At 74.8% G+C, this 22,483-nt stretch carries 1 protein-coding gene; it reads left to right on the plus strand.

All coding sequences use genetic code 11. From position 1 onward, the window contains the following. Nucleotides 1-16: 16 nt before the first annotated feature. Complete coding sequence (locus ACIOD2_RS24025; protein WP_400541878.1) at nucleotides 17-22,471, plus strand: type I polyketide synthase; 22,455 nt, start codon at nucleotides 17-19, stop codon at nucleotides 22,469-22,471. Nucleotides 22,472-22,483: the final 12 nt, after the last annotated feature.

Here is a 22,483-nt window from a genome sequence, read left to right on the forward strand (position 1 = left end):
CCCGAGGTGACTTCGAATGCCTGACGAAAGCAAGTACCTCGAGTACTTGAAGCGGCTCACGGCCGACCTGCGCACCGCCCGCCGGCAGCTGCGCGACGTCGAGGAGCGGGACACCGAGCCGATCGCCGTCGTCGCGATGAGCTGCCGTTTCCCGGGCGGCGTGCGCAGCCCGGAGGACCTGTGGGAGCTGGTCACGACCGGCGGTGACGCGATCTCGGACTTCCCCGGCGACCGCGGCTGGCAGCTCGAGCCCGGCCCCGGAGGACGGGTCCCGCAGGGCGGTTTCCTCTACGACGCACCGAAGTTCGACGCCGGGTTCTTCGGCATCAGCCCGCGAGAGGCGCTGGCCGTCGACCCGCAGCAGCGGGTCCTGCTCGAGGTCGCCTGGGAGGTGTTCGAGCGGGCGGGCATCCCGGCGGACGCCGTCCGCGGCTCGGACACCGGCGTTTTCATCGGCGCCGCGTCCTCGCAGTACGGCGCGGGCAGCGGTGCGGAGCTGGCGGGTCTCGCGGGGCACCTGCTCACCGGCAACGCGACCAGCGTCGTCTCCGGGCGCCTGGCCTACACCTTCGGGCTGGAAGGCCCGGCGGTCACAGTGGACACCGCGTGCTCGTCTTCGCTGGTGTCACTGCACTTGGCGGTGCACGCGCTGCGCACCGGCGAGTGCTCGATGGCGCTGGCCGGCGGCGTGACCGTGATGGCGCACCAGGGCACGTTCGTCGCCTTCGACAGCCAGCAAGGGCTTTCTCCGGACGGGCGCTGCAAGGCGTTCGCCGGCGCGGCCGACGGCACAGGCTGGGCCGAGGGCGCCGGAATCATCCTGCTGGAACGGCTTTCCGACGCCCGCCGCAACGGCCACGACGTCCTCGCCGTCGTGCGCGGCACCGCGGTCAACTCCGACGGCGCGTCCAACGGCCTGACCGCCCCGCACGGCCCGTCCCAGCGCCGGGTCATCCGCCAGGCGCTGGCCAACGCGCGGCTGTCCGCCGCGCACGTCGACCTGCTCGAGGCGCACGGCACCGGCACGAAACTGGGCGACCCGATCGAGGCCCAGGCGCTGCTCGCCACGTACGGCCAGGAGCGCGAGCCGGGCCTGCCGCTGTGGCTCGGTTCGCTGAAGTCGAACCTGGGCCACGCCCAGGCCGCGGCGGGTGTCGGCGGTGTGATCAAGCTGGTCGAAGCGCTGCGGCACGCGAAGATGCCGCGCACCCTGCACGTCGACGAGCCGACCCCGCACGTCGACTGGGCCTCGGGCGAGGTCGAGCTGCTCACCGAGGAACGCGACTGGCCGGAGACCGGACGTCCTCGCCGCGCCGCGGTGTCCGGCTTCGGGATCAGCGGCACCAACGCGCACGCCATCCTCGAGGAAGCTCCGCCGGAACCGGTCGCCGAAGACACAGAAGACGTCGTTGTCCTCCCGCCGCGCGCCCTGCCGTCGCCACTGCCGGTGCTGGTGTCCGCCCGCAGCGCGGAGGCCCTGCGCGCGCTCGCCGGGGACTTCGTCACCCACCTGACCGCCCGTCCCGAGCTGCGGCTCGCGGACGTGGCGTTCTCGGCCGCCGCCGGTCGCTCGTCCTTGGAGCACCGCGCCGTCCTGCTCGCCGACGACCGGGACGCGCTGCTCACCGGCCTCACGGCGCTGGCGGCCGACACCCCCGCGCCGGGCCTGGTCCGCGGGGTCACGGCCGTGCGCGGCCGCCTGGCGTTCCTCTTCACCGGTCAGGGCAGCCAGCGGGCCGGCGCCGGGCGCGAGCTGTACACCGCGTTCCCGGAGTTCGCGTCCGCGGTCGACGAGATCTGCGCCGCGTTCGAGTCCTGCTTGGACCGTCCACTCAAGACGATCTTGTTCGACGAGACCGGTCTGCTGGACCGGACCGAGTACACCCAGGCCGCGCTGTTCACCCTCGAGGTGGCGCTGTTCCGCCTGCTGGCGCACTTCGGCGTCACACCGGACTTCCTGGTCGGCCACTCGATCGGCGAGCTGGCCGCCGCGCACGTCGCCGGGGTCTGGTCCCTCGCTGACGCGGTGACCCTGGTCGCCGCGCGTGGCCGCCTGATGCAGGCGCTGCCGTCCGGTGGCGCGATGGTCGCGATCCAGGCGACCGAAGACGAGGTCACCCCGCACCTGACCGGCCGGGTGAGCATCGCGGCGGTCAACGGTCCCGAGGCGATCGTCGTCTCCGGTGACGAAGACGCCGTCCTCGCGGTCGCGGAGCAGTTTGCCGATCGCAAGACCAAGCGCCTGACCGTGAGCCACGCGTTCCACTCGCCCCGCATGGACGGCATGCTGGACGAGTTCCGCGCCGTCGCGGCGAGCCTGACGTACCGCGCGCCGGTCATCCCGATCGTCTCGAACGTCACCGGCGCCCCGGCCACCGCGGCCGAGCTGGCCGACCCGGAGTACTGGGTGCGGCACGTCCGCCAGGCCGTCCGGTTCGCCGACGGCATGCGCACGCTGACCGCGAAGGGCGTCACGACGTTCCTCGAGCTGGGCCCGGACGGCGTGCTGTCCGCGCTCGGGCGCGAGTCCGCCGGCCCGGACGCGGTGTTCGCCGCCGTGCTGCGGGCCGGCCGCCCGGAGCCCGGCTCGGCGCTGGCCGCACTCGCCGCCGTCCACGTGCACGGCGTCGCCGTGAACTGGCCGGTGCTGTTCGAGGGCACCCGGCGCGTCGAGCTGCCGACCTACCCGTTCCAGCGGGAGCACTACTGGATCGAGCCGAGCGGTTCGGCGCCGGCCACCACCGCCGAGGACGCCGGGTTCTGGCAGGCCGTCGAAACCGGCGACCCGGCCGCGCTCGCCGCCACGCTCGACCCGGGCAACACGGATCTGGCGTCGTCGCTGGGGGACGTCCTGCCCGCACTGGCCTCCTGGCGCGACCGCCGCCGCGAAGAATCCACTGTGGATGGCTGGCGGTACCGGATCTCCTGGACGCCCCAGTCGATCGCGGCCGCCGAGCTGTCCGGCACTTGGCTGGTCGTCGGTGCGCCGGAGGCACACGGTGACGCCGTCGTCGAGGCCCTGGCCGCGCACGGCGCGCGGGTCCGCTGGATCGCCGACGCAAGCGAGCTTCCCGATGAGTCGTTCACCGGCGTGCTCTCCCTGCTCGCCCTCGACGAGACCCCCGACTCCGCGCACCCCGGCCTCACCACGGGGCTGACCAGCACAATCGAGCTGATCCAGGCCCTCGGCGCGACCACGCCGCTGTGGCTCGCCACCTCCGGCGCGGTCGCCACCGGCCGCGCCGACCGGCCCGTCTCCCCGGTCCAGGCGCAGGTCTGGGGCCTGGGCCGGGTGCTCGGCCTGGAGGAGCCCGGCCGCTGGGGCGGGCTCGTCGACCTCCCGGCCGAGCTGGACGCCCGCGCCGGCGCCCGGCTGGCCGCGGTGCTCGCCGACGCCGGTGAGGACCAGGTCGCCGTGCGCGCCAGCGGAGTTTTCACCCGCCGCCTGGTCCGGGCCCCGGCGACGCCGGTGCGCTCCTGGGCCCCGCGCGGCACCGTGCTGATCACCGGCGGCACCGGCGCGCTGGGCGCGCAGGTCGCCCGCCGCCTCGCCGTCACCGGCGCGGAACGCCTGGTGCTGACCGGCCGCCGCGGCCTCGATGCCCCGGGCGCGGCCGAGCTGCGTGACGAACTCACCGCGCTCGGCGTGGACGTCGTCGTCGCGGCCTGCGACGTCGCCGACCGTGACGCCCTGGCCGCGCTGCTCGCCGAACACCCGGTGACGTCGGTGTTCCACGCCGCCGGCGCGACCGGATCGGCGCCGCTGCACGAGACTTCCCTCGCCGGGTTCGCGGAGCTGGTACGCGCCAAGGTGCTCGGCGCGACCCACCTCGACGAACTGGTCGGCGAGGTTGACGCCTTCGTCCTGTTCTCCTCCATCGCCGGGGTCTGGGGCAGTGGCGGTCAGGCCGCCTACGCGGCGGCGAACGCTCACCTGGACGCCCTGGCCGAGCAGCGCCGTTCGCGCGGGCTGGCCGCGACCGCGATCGCCTGGGGCCCGTGGGCCGGGGGCGGCATGGTCGAGGGTGACGGTGAGCAGCAGCTGCGCCGCCGCGGCCTGCCGCCGATGGCTGCCGAACCGGCCCTCGCCGCGCTGGCCGGCGCGCTCGACGGTGACGAGACCACAGTGACCGTCGCCGACGTGACCTGGGCGTCCTTCGCGCCCGGGTTCGCCGCGGCCCGCCCGCGTCCGTTGCTCGCCGAGCTGCCCGAGGCGGTCGCCGCGCTGACCGGCGGGCCCGCCCGCACCGAGTCCGGCGCGGGTGCCGAACTTCGCGCCCGGCTCGCCGCGCAACCGTCCGAAAAGGACGCTCTCGAGGTGCTCGCCGGGATCGTCCGCGCCGGGGTTGCCGCCGTGCTCGGGTTCACCTCGGTGGCCGACGTGCGTGACGACCGGCCGCTGGCCGACCTCGGGTTCGACTCGCTCACCGCGGTCGAGCTGCGTGACCTCCTGGCCACCGAGACCGGGCTGAACCTGCCCGCGTCGCTGGTGTTCGACCGGCCGACGCCGGAGCTGCTCGCCGCGCACCTGCACGCGGAGCTGATTGGTGACGCGCCCGTGGCCACCGTGGTTACGACGTCCACTGTGGACGACCCGATCGCGATCGTGGCGATGAGCTGCCGGTACCCCGGCGGTGTCACCTCGCCCGAGGACCTCTGGCGCCTGGTCGAGGGCGGCGTCGACGGCATCGGCCCGTTCCCGGCCGACCGCGGCTGGGACCTCGATGCGCTGTACGACCCCGACCCGGACAACCCGGGCACCAGCTACACCCGCGAGGGCGGGTTCCTGCCCGCGGTCGGCGGGTTCGACGCGGCCTTCTTCGGCATCTCGCCGCGGGAAGCGCTGGCCATGGACCCGCAGCAGCGGGTGCTGCTGGAGACCGCGTGGGAGGCGTTCGAGCGCGCGGGCATCAACCCGCGTTCGGTGCGCGGCAGCCGGTCCGGCGTGTTCGTCGGCTCGAACGGCCAGGACTACGCGGCCCTGCTGATGCGCTCCGGCGACGCCGGTGAGGGCTACCTCGCCACCGGCAACGCCGCCGCCGTCGTGTCCGGCCGGCTGGCCTACACGTTCGGCCTTGAAGGACCCGCGCTGACCGTCGACACGGCGTGCTCCTCGTCGCTGGTCGCGCTGCACCTGGCCGCTCAGGCCCTGCGCAACGGCGAGTGCGAACTGGCTCTCGCGGGCGGTGTCACGGTGATGACGACGCCGACCGCGTTCGCCGAGTTCTCCCGCCAGCGCGGCCTCGCCGCCGACGGCCGCTGCAAGTCCTTCGCCGCCGCGGCCGACGGCACCGGCTGGGGCGAGGGCGCCGGACTCCTGCTGCTGGAACGGCTTTCCGACGCACAGCGCAACGGCCACCCGGTGCTCGCGCTCGTCGCCGGCAGCGCGGTCAACTCCGACGGCACGTCCAACGGTCTCACCGCGCCCAACGGCCCGGCCCAGCAGAACGTGATCCGCCAGGCGCTCGGCGCGGCCGGGCTCACGACGTCCGATGTGGACACCGTGGAGGCGCATGGCACCGGCACCGTGCTCGGCGACCCGATCGAGGCGCAAGCCCTGCTGGCCACCTACGGCCGCGACCGCGACGGCGAACCGCTGTGGCTGGGCTCGCTGAAGTCGAACATCGGGCACACCCAGGCCGCCGCCGGCGTCGGCGGCGTGATCAAGGCCGTCCTCGCGATGCGGCACGGCGTCCTGCCGCGCACGCTGCACGTCGACGAGCCGTCCCCGCACGTGGACTGGGCGTCCGGCGCGGTCGAGCTGCTGACCGAGGCGCGGGCCTGGCCCGAGACCGGACGTCCGCGCCGCGCCGGCGTGTCGTCGTTCGGCGTCGGCGGCACCAACGCCCACACGATCATCGAGCAGGCCCCGGCCACTGAGCCCTCTCCGGAACGAGGTGCGCAGCCGTCGCTGGCCCCGGTCGTGCTGTCCGCCCGCACGCCGGAAGCGCTTCGGGCACAGGCCGCGGCGCTGACCGTTGACGCCGATCTCGGCGACCTCGCGTTTTCCCTGGCCACCTCTCGGGCGGCGCTCGAACACCGCGCTGTCGTCACCGGCGAGACCGCCGAGGACGTCGAGCGCGGCTTGCGCGCGCTGGCCGAGGACCGCTCCGACGCCGCCCTCGTCCGTGGTGAAGCGGGCGGCGGGCTGGCGTTCCTGTTCACCGGTCAGGGCAGCCAGCGGGCCGGGATGGGCCGTGAGCTGTACGAAGCCCACCCGGTGTTCGCGGACGCCTTGGACGCGGTGTGCGCGGAGTTCGACACCCACCTCGACCGTCCATTGCAGAGGATCTTGTTCGACGACTCCGACCTGCTGGACCAGACCGCGTACACCCAGGCCGCGTTGTTCGCGGTCGAGGTCGCGCTGTTCCGGCTGGTCGAGTCCTGGGGCCTGCGGCCGGACTTCCTGGCCGGGCACTCGATCGGCGAGCTGGCCGCGGCGCACGTCGCCGGGGTCCTGTCGCTGGCCGACGCGGTGACGCTGGTCGCCGCTCGGGGGCGCTTGATGCGGGCCCTGCCGTCGGGTGGCGCGATGGTCGCGATCCAGGCGACCGAAGACGAAGTCACTCCGCACCTGACCGAGCGCGTGAGCATCGCCGCGCTCAACGGTCCGAACGCGACGGTCGTCTCCGGCGACGAGGACGCCGTGCTGGCGCTCGTCGCCGAGTTCAAGGACCGCAAGACCAAGCGGCTGACCGTGAGCCACGCGTTCCACTCGCCGCTGATGGACCCGATGCTCGACGAGTTTCGTGCGGTCGCCCGGTCCCTGACGTTCGCCCCGCCGCGGATCCCGATCGTCGCCGGGGACGTCACCGACCCGGAGTACTGGGTGCGGCACGTCCGCGACGCCGTCCGGTTCGCCGACGGCATGAGGACCCTGGCCGACCGCGGCGTCACGACGTTCCTGGAGCTGGGCCCGGACGGCGTGCTGTCCGCGATGGGCCAGGACTGCGTCGCCGAGGGCACGTTCGCGCCGCTGCTGCGGTCCGGCCGCCCGGAGCGCGACACCGTCGCGACCGCGCTGGCCACGGCGTACGCGCACGGCGCGAAGATCGACTGGACCGGTCTGTTCGCGGGCTCCGACGTCCGCCGGATCGACCTGCCCACCTACCCGTTCGAGCACACGACGTTCTGGCCCGAGCCCGCCGCCTTGCAGACCGCGGCCACCGAGGACGCCGGGTTCTGGCAGGCCGTCGAAACCGGGGACGCGGACGCGCTCGCCGCGACCCTCAACCTGCCCGCCGGCTCGCTCGCCGACGTCCTGCCCGCCCTCGCCGGCTACCGTCGCCGCGGCCAGGAGAGGTCCACTGTGGACTCCTGGCGTTACCGCGTCGACTGGCTGCCGGTGCCGTCGGACACGACCCCGGAGCTGTCCGGCCGCTGGCTGCTGGCCGGGCCCGACGCTCTTGGCGTCACCACCGCCCTCACCGCGCACGGCGCCGAGGTCGAGCCGCTGACCGCGGAAGCGCTCGAAGGCCCGGTCACCGGGATCGTCTCCCTGCTCTCGCTCGACGAGCGGGACGGCCTCGCCGCGACGCTGGACCTGGTCCAGACCCTGGCCGCCCACGAGGTCGCCGCCCCGCTGTGGCTGGTCACCTCGGGCGCGGTCGGCACCGGCCGCGCCGATCGGCCGCGCAGCGCCACCCAGGCGATGACCTGGGGTTTCGGCCGCGTCGTCGGCCTGGAGTACCCGCAGCACGGCGGCGGCCTGATCGACCTGGACACCACGCTGGACGAGCGCGCCGCCACCCGGTTCGCCCGGGTGCTGGCCGACGGGACCGAGGACCAGGTCGCGATCCGCGCCACCGGTGTCTTCGGCCGCCGCCTCGCGCACGCCGCCCCCGCCACCACCGACTGGACCCCGCGCGGGACCGTGCTCATCACCGGCGGCACCGGCGCGCTCGGCGCCCACGTCGCCCGCCACCTCGCCGCCGAGGGCGTCGAGCGGCTGGTGCTCACCAGCCGTCGCGGCTTGGACGCGCCGGGCGCGGCCGAGCTGCGTGACGAACTCGCCGAGTCCGGTGTGGACGTGGTCGTCGCGGCCTGCGACGTCGCCGACCGCGACGCCCTCGCCGCGCTGCTGGCCGAGCACCCGGTCAACGCCGTCGTGCACGCGGCCGGCGCGGGCGACCCGGCCCGGCTCGCCGACCTGACGCGGGACGGGCTCGCCGCCGTCGTCGAGGCCAAGGTCGCCGGCGCGGCGAACCTCGACGAACTGCTGTGGGACACCGAACTCGACGCGTTCGTGCTGTTCTCGTCCATCGCGGGCGTGTGGGGGAGTGGCGGCCAGGCCGCCTACGCCGCCGCCAACGCCTACCTCGACGCGCTCGCCGAGCAGCGCCGCGCCCGGGGTGTCACCGCGACCGCGATCGCCTGGGGCCCGTGGGCCGAAGGCGGCATGGTCGGCGCCGACGCCGAGGCCGACCTCCGCCGTCGCGGACTTCCGGCGCTCGCCCCCGAACTCGCCGTCACCGCCTTGACCTGCGGCGACACCGCCGTTGTGGTCGCCGACGTCGACTGGGCCCGGTTCGCGCCGGGCTACCAGCTGGCCCGGCCGCGGCCGCTGATCGCCGACCTGCCCGAGGTCCGCGCCCTGGACACGGCCCCGGCCGCCGGGGACCGGCCGGCGCTGGTCGCCCGGCTGGCGCCGCTGGCCGCCGCCGAACGGCAGCGTGCGCTGCTGGACGTCGTCCGCGCCGAGGCCGCGCTCGCGCTCGGCCACACCGGCCCGGACGCCCCGGCCGCCGTGCCGCCCGCCCGCGCGTTCCGCGACCTCGGCTTCGACTCGCTCACGGCGGTCGACCTGCGCACCCGCCTGGCCACCGCGACCGGCCTCCGGCTGCCCGCGTCGCTGGCCTTCGATCACCCGAACTCCGAGGCGCTGGCCCGGATGCTCGACGGCGAGCTGTTCGGCACCGTCCACAGTGGAACCGAGACGCCGGTCGCGGTAGTGAACGACGACCCGATCGTCGTCGTCGCGATGAGCTGCCGCCTGCCCGGTGGCGTGCGCAGCCCGGAAGACCTCTGGGACCTGGTCGCTTCCGGCGGCGACGCGGTCACCGAGTTCCCCGCCGACCGCGGCTGGGACCTCGGCGCGCTCTACCACCCGGACCCCGCCCACCCGGGCACGTCCTACGCCCGCACCGGCGGGTTCCTGCACGACGCGGGCGACTTCGACCCGGCGTTCTTCGGCATCAGCCCGCGTGAAGCGCTTTCGATGGACCCGCAGCAGCGGCTGCTGCTGGAGACGTCGTGGGAGGCGTTCGAACGGGCCGGCATCCCGGCGGAGGCCCTGCGCGGCAGCCGGACCGGCGTGTTCGTCGGCTCGAACAGCCAGGACTACGCGACCCTGCTGATGGTCGCGCGGCAGGACGCCGAGGGCTACGTCGCCACCGGCAACGCCGCGAGCGTCGTGTCCGGCCGGCTCGCCTACACCTTCGGGCTGGAGGGCCCGGCCGCGACGATCGACACCGCGTGCTCGTCTTCGCTGGTCGCGGTGCACTGGGCCGCGCAGGCGCTGCGGGCCGGCGAGTGCTCGCTCGCCCTGGCCGGCGGTGCCCTGGTGATGGCCACCCCCGGCACGTTCATCGAGTTCTCGCGCCAGCGAGGCCTCGCCGCGGACGGCCGCTGCAAGGCGTTCGCCGACGCGGCCGACGGCACCGGCTGGGGTGAGGGCGCCGGAATGCTCTTGCTGGAACGGCTTTCCGACGCCCGCCGCAACGGCCACCCCGTCCTCGCGGTGCTGCGGGGCTCGGCGATCAACTCCGACGGCGCGTCCAACGGCCTGACCGCGCCCAACGGCCCGGCGCAGCAACGCGTGATCCGCCAGGCTCTCGCCGCGGCCGGTCTGTCCACTTCGGACGTCGACGTCGTCGAGGCGCACGGCACCGGCACCACGTTGGGCGACCCGATCGAAGCGCAGGCCGTGCTCGCCACCTACGGCCGTGACCGCGACGGCGAGCCGCTGCTGCTGGGCTCGCTGAAGTCGAACATCGGGCACACCCAGGCCGCCGCCGGTGTCGCCGGGATGATGAAGATGATCCTGGCGATGCGGCACGGCACGGTGCCGAAGACCCTGCACGTCGACGCGCCGTCGTCCCAGGTGGACTGGACGGCCGGCGCGGTCGAGCTGGTCACCGAGGCCCGCCCGTGGCCCGAGGTGGGCCGTGCGCGCCGCGCCGCCGTGTCGTCGTTCGGCATGAGCGGCACCAACGCGCACGTGGTGCTGGAGGAGGCGCCGCCGGCCGACCAGGCGCCTGTGGTCACCGTGCCGATGGCGCCGTGGACGCTGTCCGCGCACACCGCCGAGGCCCTGCGCGAGCAGGCGGCCCGGCTGCTGACCCACCTGGACACCGACGGCTGGGAGCCCGCCGACGTCGCGTATTCGCTGGCCACGACCCGGTCCCGGCAGCCGCACCGCGCGGCCGTGCTCGGCACCGATCGTGAGACCCTGCTGGCCGGGCTCGCCGCGCTGGCCGCGGGCGAGCCGTCGGCCCTCACCGGCGTCGCCGGGGAAGGCCGGCTGGCGTTCCTGTTCACCGGCCAGGGCAGCCAGCGGGCCGGGATGGGCCGTGAGCTGTACGCGGCGCACCCGGTCTTCGCCGACGCGCTGGACGCGGTCTGCGCGGAGTTCGACACGCACCTGGACCGTCCACTGCGGACTGTCCTCTTCGAAGACTCCGGGCTGCTGGACCAAACGGCCTACACCCAGGCCGCGCTGTTCGCGCTCGAGGTCGCCCTGTTCCGCCTGGTGGAGCACTACGGTCTCCGTCCCGACTTCCTTGCCGGACACTCGGTCGGCGAGCTGGCCGCGGCGCACGTCGCCGGGGTCCTGTCGCTGGCGGACGCGGTGACCCTGGTAGCCGCGCGCGGCCGTCTCATGCAGGCGCTGCCCTCGGGCGGGGCGATGGTCGCGATCCAAGCGACCGAGGACGAGGTCACCCCGCACCTGACCGAGCGCGTGAGCATCGCCGCGCTCAACGGCCCGATGTCCACTGTGGTCTCCGGCGACGAGGACGCGGTGCTGGCCGTCGCGGCGCGGTTCGCCGACCGCAAGACCAAGCGGCTCATGGTGAGCCACGCGTTCCACTCGCCGCTGATGGACCCGATGCTCGACGAGTTCCGCGCGATCGCCGAAACCCTGACCTACGCCGAGCCGAAGATCCCGATCCTCGCCGGTGACGTCACCGATCCCGGGTACTGGGTGCGGCACGTCCGCGAGGCCGTCCGGTTCGCCGACGCCATGCGCGCCCTGGAGGCGGCCGGCGTCACGACGTACGTCGAGCTGGGCCCGGACGGCGTGCTGTCCGCGATGGGCCAGGACTGCGTCGCCGACGCCGTCTTCGCCCCCGTGCTGCGGGGCGGCCGTCCCGAGGAGCAGGCGTTCGCCCACGCCCTCGGCCAGGCGCACGTCCGCGGTCACGCCCCGGACTGGGCCACCGTCCTGGCCGGCGCCCGCCGGATCGACCTGCCCACCTACGCTTTCCAGAACCGCCGCTACTGGCCGGAAGTCGAGCTGCCGAACGGTTTCGAGGCCACTTCGGGTGACGCCGAGTTCTGGAGCGTCGTCGAGGCCGACGACGTCACCGCGCTCGCCGAGACCCTGGCCATCACCGAGCACGACGCCGAGACGCTGCTGCCCGCGCTGGCGAGCTGGCGCCGGTCCGGCCAGGAGACGTCCACTGTGGACTCCTGGCGGTACCGGATCACCTGGCAGCCGCTGACCGACCTGCCCGCGCCGGTGCTGTCCGGCACCTGGCTGCTGCTGGCCCCCGCCGGCCACCCGCTGTCCGGGGTGCTGACCCGCTACGGCGCGGACACCGTCGTCGTCGAGCCCGCGGCCCGCGAGGCGCTGGCCGTCGAGATCGCCGGTGCCGTCTGGGAACGCGAGATCACCGGCGTGCTTTCGCTGGTCACGGCCGACGACCCGGCCACCGCGTCCGCGCAGCTGCTCGACGTGCTGCGGGCGCTGGGTGACGCCGACGTCGCCGCGCCGCTGTGGGTGGCGACCGAAGGCGCCGTCTCCACCGGGCGCGCCGACCGCGTCCGTGCCGCCGGTCAGGCCGCCGCGTGGGGCCTGGGCCGGGTGGCCGGCCTCGAGCTGCCGCAGCGCTGGGGTGGGCTCGTCGACCTGCCGGAGGTGCTCGACGAGCGGGCCGGTGCCCGCCTCGCCGGGGTGCTGGCCGGCGCCGAGGACCAGGTCGCCGTCCGCGGCTCGGGGGTCCACGTCCGCCGTCTCGTCCGCGCCGAGAAGTCCGCAAAGGACGTCTGGACGCCGCGGGGCACCGTGCTCGTCACCGGCGGCACTGGCGCCCTGGGGGCGCAGGTCGCCCGCTGGGCCGCGGAAAACGGCGCCGAGCGGCTCGTCCTGACCAGCCGTTCCGGGCTCGCCGCGCCGGGTGCCGAAGCCCTGCGTGACGAGCTCGGCGTCGACGTCGTGATCGCCGCCTGTGACGTCACCGACCGCGACGCCGTGGCCGCCTTGATCGCCGAGTACCCGGTGGACGCCGTGGTGCACGCGGCCGGGGTCGACCGCCCGACACCACTGGCCGACGGCGACACCGCCGAGTTCGCCGACGTCCTGGCGGCCAAGGTCGCCGGGGCGGCGAACCTCGACGCCGTGCTCGGCGAGACCGCGCTCGACGCGTTCGTCCTGTTCGCCTCGATCTCCGGGACCTGGGGTTCCGGCGGTCAGGGCGCGTACTCCGCCGCCAACGCCTACCTCGACGCGCTGGCGCAGTCCCGCCGCGACCGCGGCCTGACCGCGACCGCCGTCTCGTGGGGCCCGTGGGACGGCGGCGGCATGGCCTCGCGCGGTGACGCCGCCGACCAGCTGCGCCGCCGCGGTCTTGAGCCGATGTCCGCGACGCTCGCCGTCCGCGCGCTGGCCAACGCCGTCGGCGCGGGCGAAACCGCGCTGGTCGTGGCCGACGTCGACTGGGCGCGGTTCGCGCCGTCGTTCGCCGCGGCCCGCTCGCGTCCGCTGCTCGACACTATCCCCGAGGTCGCCGCCGCACTGGCCGGTGACGAAGAGACCGCCGAGACGTCCGAGTTCGCCCGGCAGCTGGCCGGACTGGCCGTCGCCGAGCGCGAGCGGGTGCTGCTGGACCTGGTGCGCACGCACGCGGCCGCGGTGCTCGGCCACTCCGGCGTCAGCGAGGTCGAACCCGGGAAAGCCTTCCGCGAGCTGGGTTTCGACTCGCTCACCGCGGTCGAGCTGCGCAACGCCCTGGGCACCGCGACCGGCCTGCGCCTGCCCGCGACGCTCGTGTTCGACCACCCGACGCCGTCCGTGCTCGCCACGCACCTCGCGACGCAGCTGCTCGGCGGCGAGGTCGTCGCGCGGGCCGCGGTCAGCACCGTGCGCGACGCCGACGACCCGATCGTGATCGTGGCCATGAGCTGCCGGTACCCTGGAGGCGTCCGCTCGCCGGAGGACCTCTGGCGGCTGGTGGCGCAGGGCCGTGACGCCGTGTCCGAGATGCCCGGCGACCGCGGCTGGGACCTCGACGCGCTGTACGACCCGGACCCCGAGAGCGAAGGCACGTCCTACGCCCGCGAAGGCGGCTTCCTGCACGACGTGGCCGAGTTCGACGCCGGTTTCTTCGGTATTTCGCCGAGGGAAGCGCTCGGCATGGACCCGCAGCAGCGGCTGCTGCTGGAGATCACCTGGGAGGCGTTCGAACGCGCCGGGATCGACCCGAAGTCGGTGCGCGGCACCGAGGTCGGCGTCTTCGCCGGCACCAACAGCCAGGACTACGCGGCGCTGCTGATGGCCGCGCCGCAGGGCGCCGAGGGGCACGTCGCGACCGGTAACTCCGCCAGCGTCGTCTCGGGCCGGCTCGCCTACACCTTCGGGCTGGAAGGCCCGGCCGTCACGGTGGACACCGCGTGCTCGTCTTCGCTGGTCGCGCTGCACCTCGCGGCGCAGGCCCTGCGCAACGGCGAGTGCTCGCTGGCTCTGGCCGGCGGCGCGCTGGTGATGGCCACCCCGGGCACGTTCGTCGAGTTCTCGCGCCAGCGCGGCCTCGCCCCGGACGGCCGCTGCAAGGCGTTCGCCGCGGCCGCCGACGGCACGGGCTGGGGCGAGGGTGCCGGGATGCTGCTGCTGGAGCGGCTGTCCGACGCGCGCCGCCACGGTCACCCGGTCCTCGCCCTGGTCCGCGGCACGGCGATCAACCAGGACGGCGCGTCCAACGGCCTCACCGCCCCCAGCGGCCCGGCCCAGCAGCGTGTCATCCGGCAGGCACTGGCCAACGCCGGCCTGGCTGCTTCGGACGTCGACGCCGTCGAGGCGCACGGCACCGGCACGGTGCTCGGCGACCCGATCGAGGCCCAGGCGGTGCTCGCGACCTACGGGCAGGACCGGTCCGAGCCCTTGTTCCTGGGGTCGCTGAAGTCGAACATCGGCCACACCCAGGCGGCCGCGGGTGTCGGCGGGATCATCAAGATGGTCCAGGCGATGCAGCACGGGGTGCTCCCGAAGACCCTGCACGTCGACGAGCCGTCCCCGCACGTGGACTGGACTGCGGGTGCGGTCTCGCTGCTGACCGAGGCACACGACTGGCCGTCGGTCGACCGGCCGCGACGCGCGGCGGTGTCGTCGTTCGGCATGAGCGGCACCAACGCGCACGCCGTGATCGAGCAGGCGCCGGACTTCACGCCGGAGTCGCAGCCGGTCGGCCGGGTGCCGTTGCTGGTGTCGGGTACCGACACCGAGGCCGTCAGGGCGCAGGCCCGCCGGTTGCTCGCACACTGGGACGCCGCTCCGCAGGTCGCGCCGGCCGAGCTGGCCGCCGCGACGGCGACCACCCGGGCCGCGCTGCCGGCCCGCGCCGCGCTCCTGGCCACCGGCCGGGACGAGCTGCGCGCCGCCCTCGGCGCTCTCGGCCGCGGCGAGGCCGGGGTCTCGACGGTGACCGGCACGGCGTCCGGCGGCCGGCTGGCGTTCCTGTTCACCGGCCAGGGCAGCCAGCGCGTCGGGATGGGCCGTGAGCTGTACGCGGCCCACCCGGTCTTCGCCGACGCCCTGGACGCGGTGTGCGCGGAGTTCGACACGCACCTGGACCGTCCACTCCGGACGATCGTCTTCGAGGACTCGGTTCTGCTGGACCAGACCGCCTACACCCAGGCCGCGCTGTTCGCGGTCGAGGTCGCCCTGTTCCGGCTGCTGGAGCAGTGGGGTCTGCGACCGGACTTCCTGGTCGGCCACTCGATCGGCGAGCTGGCCGCGGCCCACGTCGCCGGTGTGCTGTCCCTGACCGACGCGGTGACCCTGGTCGCCGCGCGAGGCCGCCTGATGCAGGCCCTGCCGTCCGGCGGCGCGATGGTCGCGATCCAGGCCACCGAGGCCGAGGTCGCGGGATATCTGTCCGACCGCGTGACCATCGCGGCGTTGAACGGCCCGACCTCGACGGTCATCTCCGGTGACGAGTCCGAGGTGCTGGCGGTGGCGGCGCACTTCGCGGACCGCAAGACCAAGCGGCTCACCGTCAGCCACGCCTTCCACTCGCCGCTGATGGACCCGATGCTGGACGAGTTCCGTGCGGTCGCCCGGTCCCTGACGTTCGCCCCGCCGCGGATCCCGATCGTCGCCGGCGACGTGACCGACCCGGAGTACTGGGTCCGCCACGTGCGCGAGGCCGTCCGCTTCGTCGACGGCATGCGGACCCTGGACGCGGCCGGGGTCACGACCTACCTCGAGCTGGGCCCGGACGGCGTGCTGACCGCGCTCGCCCAGGACTGCGTGACCGGCGGGGTGTTCGCCCCGGTCCTGCGGGGTGACCGTCCCGAGGAGGACGCGCTCATCGTGGCCGTCGCGACCGCACACGTCCACGGCGTATCGCCGGACTGGACGGCCGTGGCCGGTGGCCGTGGTGGCCATGTCGAGCTGCCGACCTACGCGTTCCAGCGCCGTCGTTTCTGGCCCGAGGCCGCGGCCCCGGCCGCACCCGTGGCCGGGACCGAAGCCGAGCGCGAGTTCTGGACCGCGGTGGAGAACGCCGACCTCGGCCGCCTCACCGGCACCCTCGCCCTCACCGGTGACGAGCCGTTCAGCGAGGTCCTTCCCGCGCTGTCGGCGTGGCGTCGGCAGCAGCACACCGAGTCCACAGTGGACGGCTGGCGCTACCGGACGACCTGGCAGCCCTGGACGGACCTCGGCGAGCCTGCGCTGTCCGGCACCTGGCTGGTTTCCGACGGCGACCCGGCCGTGGCCGACGCCGTGACCAGGGCCGGCGCGGACGTCGTCCGGATCACCCTGGACGAGACCCTCGCCGCGCAGCTCGCCGACGTCGGCGAGGTGGCGGGCGTGCTCGCGGTGCTCACCGAGGACGACGACCTCGCGATGCCGGCCAGCCTGAAGGCCGCGCTGACCGCGGTGCAGGCCGGCGTCGACGCCCCGCTGTGGGTGCTGACCAGCGGCGCCGTGTCGACCGGCCGGGCCGACCGGCTGCGCAGCGTCAGCCAGTCAATGGTCTGGGGCCTCGGCCGCGTCGCCGCGCTCGAACTGCCCCAGCGCTGGGGCGGGCTGATCGACCTGCCCGAGGACTTCGACGAGCGCACCGGCGCCCGCCTCACCGCGATCCTCAACGGCGGCAGCGAGGACCAGGTCGCCGTCCGCGGCTCCGGCGTCTACGTGCGCCGCCTCGTCCGGGCCCCGCGACCGGCCACCGCATCCTGGACCCCGCGCGGGACCGTCCTGGTCACCGGCGGCACCGGCGCCCTGGGCGCGGAGGTCGCCCGCTGGGCAGCCGCGAACGGCGCCGAGCGGCTGGTCCTCACCAGCCGCCGCGGCCTCGAAGCGCCGAGTGCCGCACAGCTGCGCGACGAACTCGCCGAGTCCGGTGTGGACGTGGTGATCGCGGCCTGCGACGTCGCCGACCGTGACGCCGTCGCCGCGCTGCTGGCCGAACACCCGGTGGACGCCGTGGTGCACACCGCGGGTGTCGACCTGCCGACCGATCTGACCACTGTGGACACCGAAGCGTTCGCCGATGTGCTGTCGGCGAAGGTGCTCGGGGCGGCCCACCTGGACAGCCTCGTCGGAGACGTCGACGCGTTTGTCCTCTTCTCCTCGATCTCCGGCGTGTGGGGCGCGGGCGGGCAGGCCGCCTACTCCGCCGCCAACGCCTACCTGGACGCGCTCGCCCAGTCGCGCCGCGACCGCGGGGTGCCGGCCACGGCCGTCGCCTGGGGGCCGTGGGCCGGTGGCGGCATGGCCTCACGCGGTGACGCGACGGCGCACCTGCGTCGCCGCGGTGTCACGCCGATGCGTCCGGAGGCGGCGATCGCCGCGCTTTCCCAAGCTGTGAACCAGGAACCGGCCGTGGTCGTGGCCGATGTGGACTGGACGCGGTTCGCGCCGTCGTTCGCCTCGGTCCGTCCGCGTCCGCTGCTCGACGGGGTGCCCGAGGCCCGGGCCGCCCTCGCCGCGGCCGAGGCCGGGCCGGTGACCGGCGACGACAGCTTCCGCACCCGGCTGGCCGGCCTGGGCCGCGCCGAACAGGACCGGACGCTCGTCGCGCTGGTCCGGGCCGAGGCGGCCGCGGTGCTCGGGCACGACGGCGCCGCGGCGATCGAGCCCGGCCGGGCGTTCAAGGACCTCGGCTTCGACTCGCTGACCGCCGTCGAACTCCGCAACCGGCTCACCGCCGCGACCGGCGTCCGGCTGCCCGCGACCCTCGTCTTCGACCACCCGAACACCACCGCGCTGGCCGCGAGCCTGCGGGCGAGCCTGGTCGGCGAGACGGCGACCGCGACCGTCGAGACCGTGTCCACTGTGGACGACGACCCGATCGCCATCGTGGCGATGAGCTGCCGTTACCCCGGTGGCGTGCGGTCGCCGGAAGACCTCTGGCACCTGGTCGCCGACGGGGTCGACGCGGTGAGCGAGTTCCCCGCCGACCGCGGCTGGGACCTGGGCACGCTCTACGACCCGAGCCAGGAAGCGCCCGGCACGAGCTACGCCAAGGAAGGCGGGTTCCTGCGCGGCGCGGCGGACTTCGATCCGGCGTTCTTCGGGATCAGCCCGCGCGAGGCCCTCGCCATGGACCCGCAGCAGCGGCTGCTGCTGGAGACGTCGTGGGAGGCGTTCGAGCGCGCGGGCATCCCGCCGGAGGCCTTCCGCGGCAGCCGGACCGGCGTGTTCGCCGGCACCAACAGCCAGGACTACGCGGCGCTGCTGTTCGGCGCGGCGGAGAACACCGAGGGGTACGTCGCCACCAGCAACGCGGCGAGCGTCGTCTCCGGCCGGCTGTCCTACACGTTCGGCCTGGAAGGCCCGGCGCTGACCGTCGACACGGCCTGCTCGTCGTCGCTGGTCGCGGTGCACCTCGCGGCCCAGGCGCTGCGGCAGGGCGAGTGTGAGCTCGCGCTGGCCGGCGGTGTCCTGGTGATGGCCACCCCGGGCACGTTCATCGAGTTCTCCCGCCAGCGCGCGTTGTCGGCGGACGGCCGCTGCAAGGCCTTCGCCGAGGCCGCCGACGGCACCGGCTGGGGTGAAGGCGTCGGCATGCTGCTGCTGGAGCGGCTGTCCGACGCGCAGCGCAACGGCCACCCCGTTCTGGCGATCGTCCGGGGGAGTGCGATCAACCAGGACGGTGCGTCCAACGGCCTGACCGCGCCCAACGGTCCCGCGCAGCAGCGTGTGATCCGTCAAGCGCTGACGAGCGCCGGTCTGTCCACTTCGGACGTCGACGCGGTCGAAGGTCACGGCACCGGTACCACCTTGGGTGACCCGATCGAGGCTCAGGCGTTGCTGGCCACCTACGGCCAGGACCGTGAGACGCCATTGCTGCTCGGGTCGTTGAAGTCCAACATCGGGCACACCCAGGCGGCCGCCGGTGTCGGCGGGATCATCAAGATGGTCCAGGCGATGCAGCACGGTGTGCTGCCGAAGACACTGCACGTCGACGCGCCCTCGTCCGAAGTGGACTGGAGCGCCGGTGCCGTCGAGCTGCTGACCGAGGCCCGCGAGTGGCCGTCGGTGGACCGCCCGCGCCGCGCCGGGGTGTCGTCGTTCGGCATGAGCGGAACCAATGCCCACGTCATCCTCGAACAGGCCCCCGAAACCCCGGAGGCCACTGCCTCGGAGACGCGGCCGGTGCTCCTGCCCTGGGTGCTGTCCGCTCGCAGTGCCCCGGCGCTGCGAGCCAGGGCTGCCGAACTGGTCGCCGACGTCGATCCGCTGGACCTCGCGCACGCTCTCGCCACCCGGCGCGGCGTGCACGAGCACCGCGCGATGATCGTCGCGCCGGACCAGAAGGCACGGCTCACCGCGCTGACCGCACTCGCCGCCGGTACCTCCGCACCCGGTCTCGTCGAGGGCACGGTCGGCACCGGATCGCTGGCGTTCCTGTTCACCGGGCAGGGCGCGCAGCGCGCCGGGATGGGCCGGGAGCTGTACGCGGCGCACCCCGCGTTCGCGGCCGCGTTCGACGCCGTCTGCGCTCACCTCGACCAGCACCTGGATCGTCCACTGCGGACGGTCGTGTTCGCCGCGCCCGGGACGGACGAAGCCGCGCTGCTCGACAACACCGGTTACACCCAGCCCGCGCTGTTCGCGCTCGAAGTCGCGCTGTACCGGCTGCTCGAGAGCTTCGGCGTGACGCCGGGCTTCGTCGCCGGGCACTCCATCGGCGAGCTGGCCGCGGCGCACGTCGCCGGGGTGTTCGACCTGGCCGACGCGGCCGCGCTGGTGGCGGCTCGTGGCCGGCTGATGCAGGCCCTGCCGACCGGTGGCGCGATGGTCGCGATCCAGGCGGCCGAGGACGAGGTCGTCCCGCTGCTCACCGGCGGCGTCGCGATCGCCGCGGTCAACGGTCCACGAGCGACGGTCGTGTCCGGCGACGAGCAGGCCGTGCTCGACCTGGCCGCCGGGTTCGGGGCCACCGGGCGCAAGACCCGGCGGCTCACCGTCAGCCACGCCTTCCACTCGCCGCGGATGGACCCGATGCTGGCCGAGTTCCGGGCCGTCGCCGAACGTGTCACCTACGCGCCGCCGCGGATCCCGCTCGTGTCCACAGTGACCGGTGAGCCGGCCACCGAACTCGGCGCGGACTACTGGGTCGGCCAGGTCCGCGAGGCCGTGCGCTTCGCGGACGCCGTCCGCACCCTGGAGACGGCCGGCGCGACGACGTTCGCCGAGATCGGCCCGGACGGCGTGCTCAGCGCGATGGCCGCGGAGTCGTTCACCGGCGTGACCGAGGACCCGGTGGTGACGCCGGCTCTGCGCGGCGACCGGCCCGAGGCCGACGCGTTCGCCGCGGCCCTGGCGCGGCTCTACGTCCGCGGGTTCGCCCCGGACTGGGACGTCGTCTTCGCCGGCACCGCGCCGCGCCGGGTCGACCTCCCGACCTACCCGTTCCAGCACGCGCGCTTCTGGCCGACGCCCGCGCCCGCTCCGGAGAAGGCGTCCACCGGGGACGACGAGTTCTGGACGGCCGTGCGGCAGGGTGACCTGTCGACGCTGCCGGGCTTCCCCGCACACGCGCTGGCAGAGGCGCTGCCCGCGTTGTCCGAATGGCACGAAGGCCGGCAGGAACAGTCCAAGGTGGACTCCTGGCGCTACGGCGTCCGCTGGGTTCCCTTCGAGACCACCGCCTCGCCGGTGCTGAAGGGGACGTGGCTGGTCGTCGGCGTGCCCGGTGACGAGCGCACCGCCTCGGTGGCCGACGCGCTGGAGACGCACGGCGCAAAGGTCGTCGGCGTCGACGTCGACCCGAATGCGGCGTTCGCCGACCAGCTGCTGCTCGCGACCGCCGGTCACGACTTCGCCGGGGTGCTCTCGCTGCTCGGCACCGCCGAGGGCGTGCACCCGGACCACCCGGTGCTGCCCACGGCGGTGGCCGGCACGGTCACGCTGGTCCAGGCCCTGGCCGAAATCGGGCTCGACGCTCCCTTGTGGATCGTCACCCGCGACGGCGTCGACCGGCCGGAACCGGCGCAGGTCTGGGGCCTCGGCCGGGTCGTCGCGCTGGAGTACCCGCAGCGCTGGGGCGGCCTGGTCGACCTGCCGGAGCGGTTCGACGACCGCGCCGCGACCCGCCTGGCCGCGGTGCTCGCGGGTGACCGCGACGGGGAGGACCAGGTCGTGATCCGGCCGTCCGGGACGCTGGCCCGCCGGCTGGAACGGCGGCCGCGCACCGGCACCGGCACCTGGACCCCGCGCGGCACGGTGCTCGTCACCGGCGGTACCGGCGCGCTCGGCGCCCGGGTCGCGCTGTGGCTGGCGAAGAGCGGCGCGGAGCACCTGGTCCTGACCAGCCGCCGGGGCGCGGACGCACCCGGTGCGGCCGAACTGACCGCCGGGCTCACCGAGCTGGGAGCCCGGGTGAGCGTGGTCGCCTGCGACGTCGCCGACCGCGACGCCGTGGCGAGCCTGGTCGCCGAGTACCCGCCGGACGCCGTCGTGCACGCCGCCGGACTGGACGTCCCGGTGCCGCTGCCCGAGGTCACGCCCGCGCTGTTCGCGCAGGTCCTGGCCGGGAAGGTGTCCGGCGCGCGGCACCTGGACGAGCTGCTCGGCGACACCCCGCTCGACGCGTTCGTGCTGTTCTCCTCGATCTCCGGGATCTGGGGCAGCGGCGGCCAGCCGGCCTACGCGGCGGCCAACGCGAGCCTCGACGCGCTCGCCGTGTCGCGGCACGCCCGGGGCCTGGCGGCCACCGCGGTCTCGTGGGGCCCGTGGGCCGAGGGCGGCATGGCGCAGGGCGCGCCGGAAGAGCACCTGCGCCGTCGCGGCCTGCCCGCGATCGCGCCGGACGCGGCGATCACCGCGCTCGGGCAGGCCCTCGCGGACGGCGACCCGCAGCTCACCGTGGCCGACGTCGACTGGGCGCGGTTCGCCCCGGCGTTCTCGGTGAGCCGGGCGCGGCCGCTGCTGACCGGCGTGCCGGAGGCGGCGAAAGCCATGGCACCGGCCGAAGAGCCGGTGACGGGCGGTGAAACCGCTTTCAGCCGGCTGCTCGACGGCGCTCCGGCGTCCGAGCGGCAGGACGCGCTCACCGGCGCGATCCGGCGCGAGGCCGCGGCCGTGCTGGGCCACACCGACGGCGTCGAGCAGGTCGGCCCGAACCGGGCGTTCCGCGAGCTCGGTTTCGACTCGCTGACCGCGGTCGAGCTGCGCGACCGGCTCGCCACGGCCTCCGGGCTGCGGCTGCCGGCGACGCTGGTCTTCGACTACCCGACACCGGCCGCGCTGGCCGCGCACCTGCTGGACGGATTGGCTCCGGACGCGAGTTCGTCGCTGCTGGACGAGCTGGAACGGCTGGAGACGGCGCTGGCCACGGCCGACGTCCCGGCCGGTGTGGACGAGCTGCACGGCGCGGTCGCCACCCGGCTGCAGGCGGTGCTGGCGCGCTGGAACGACCGCCGCGCCGCCGAGCCGAAGGTGACCGCCGCGCAGCAGCTGAGCGACGCGAGCGCGGACGAACTCCTCGAATTCATCGACAACGAGCTGGGGATGTCATGACGGGCACGAACC

The sequence above is a fragment of the Amycolatopsis sp. NPDC088138 genome, assembly GCF_044741685.1.
Taxonomy (GTDB): domain Bacteria; phylum Actinomycetota; class Actinomycetes; order Mycobacteriales; family Pseudonocardiaceae; genus Amycolatopsis.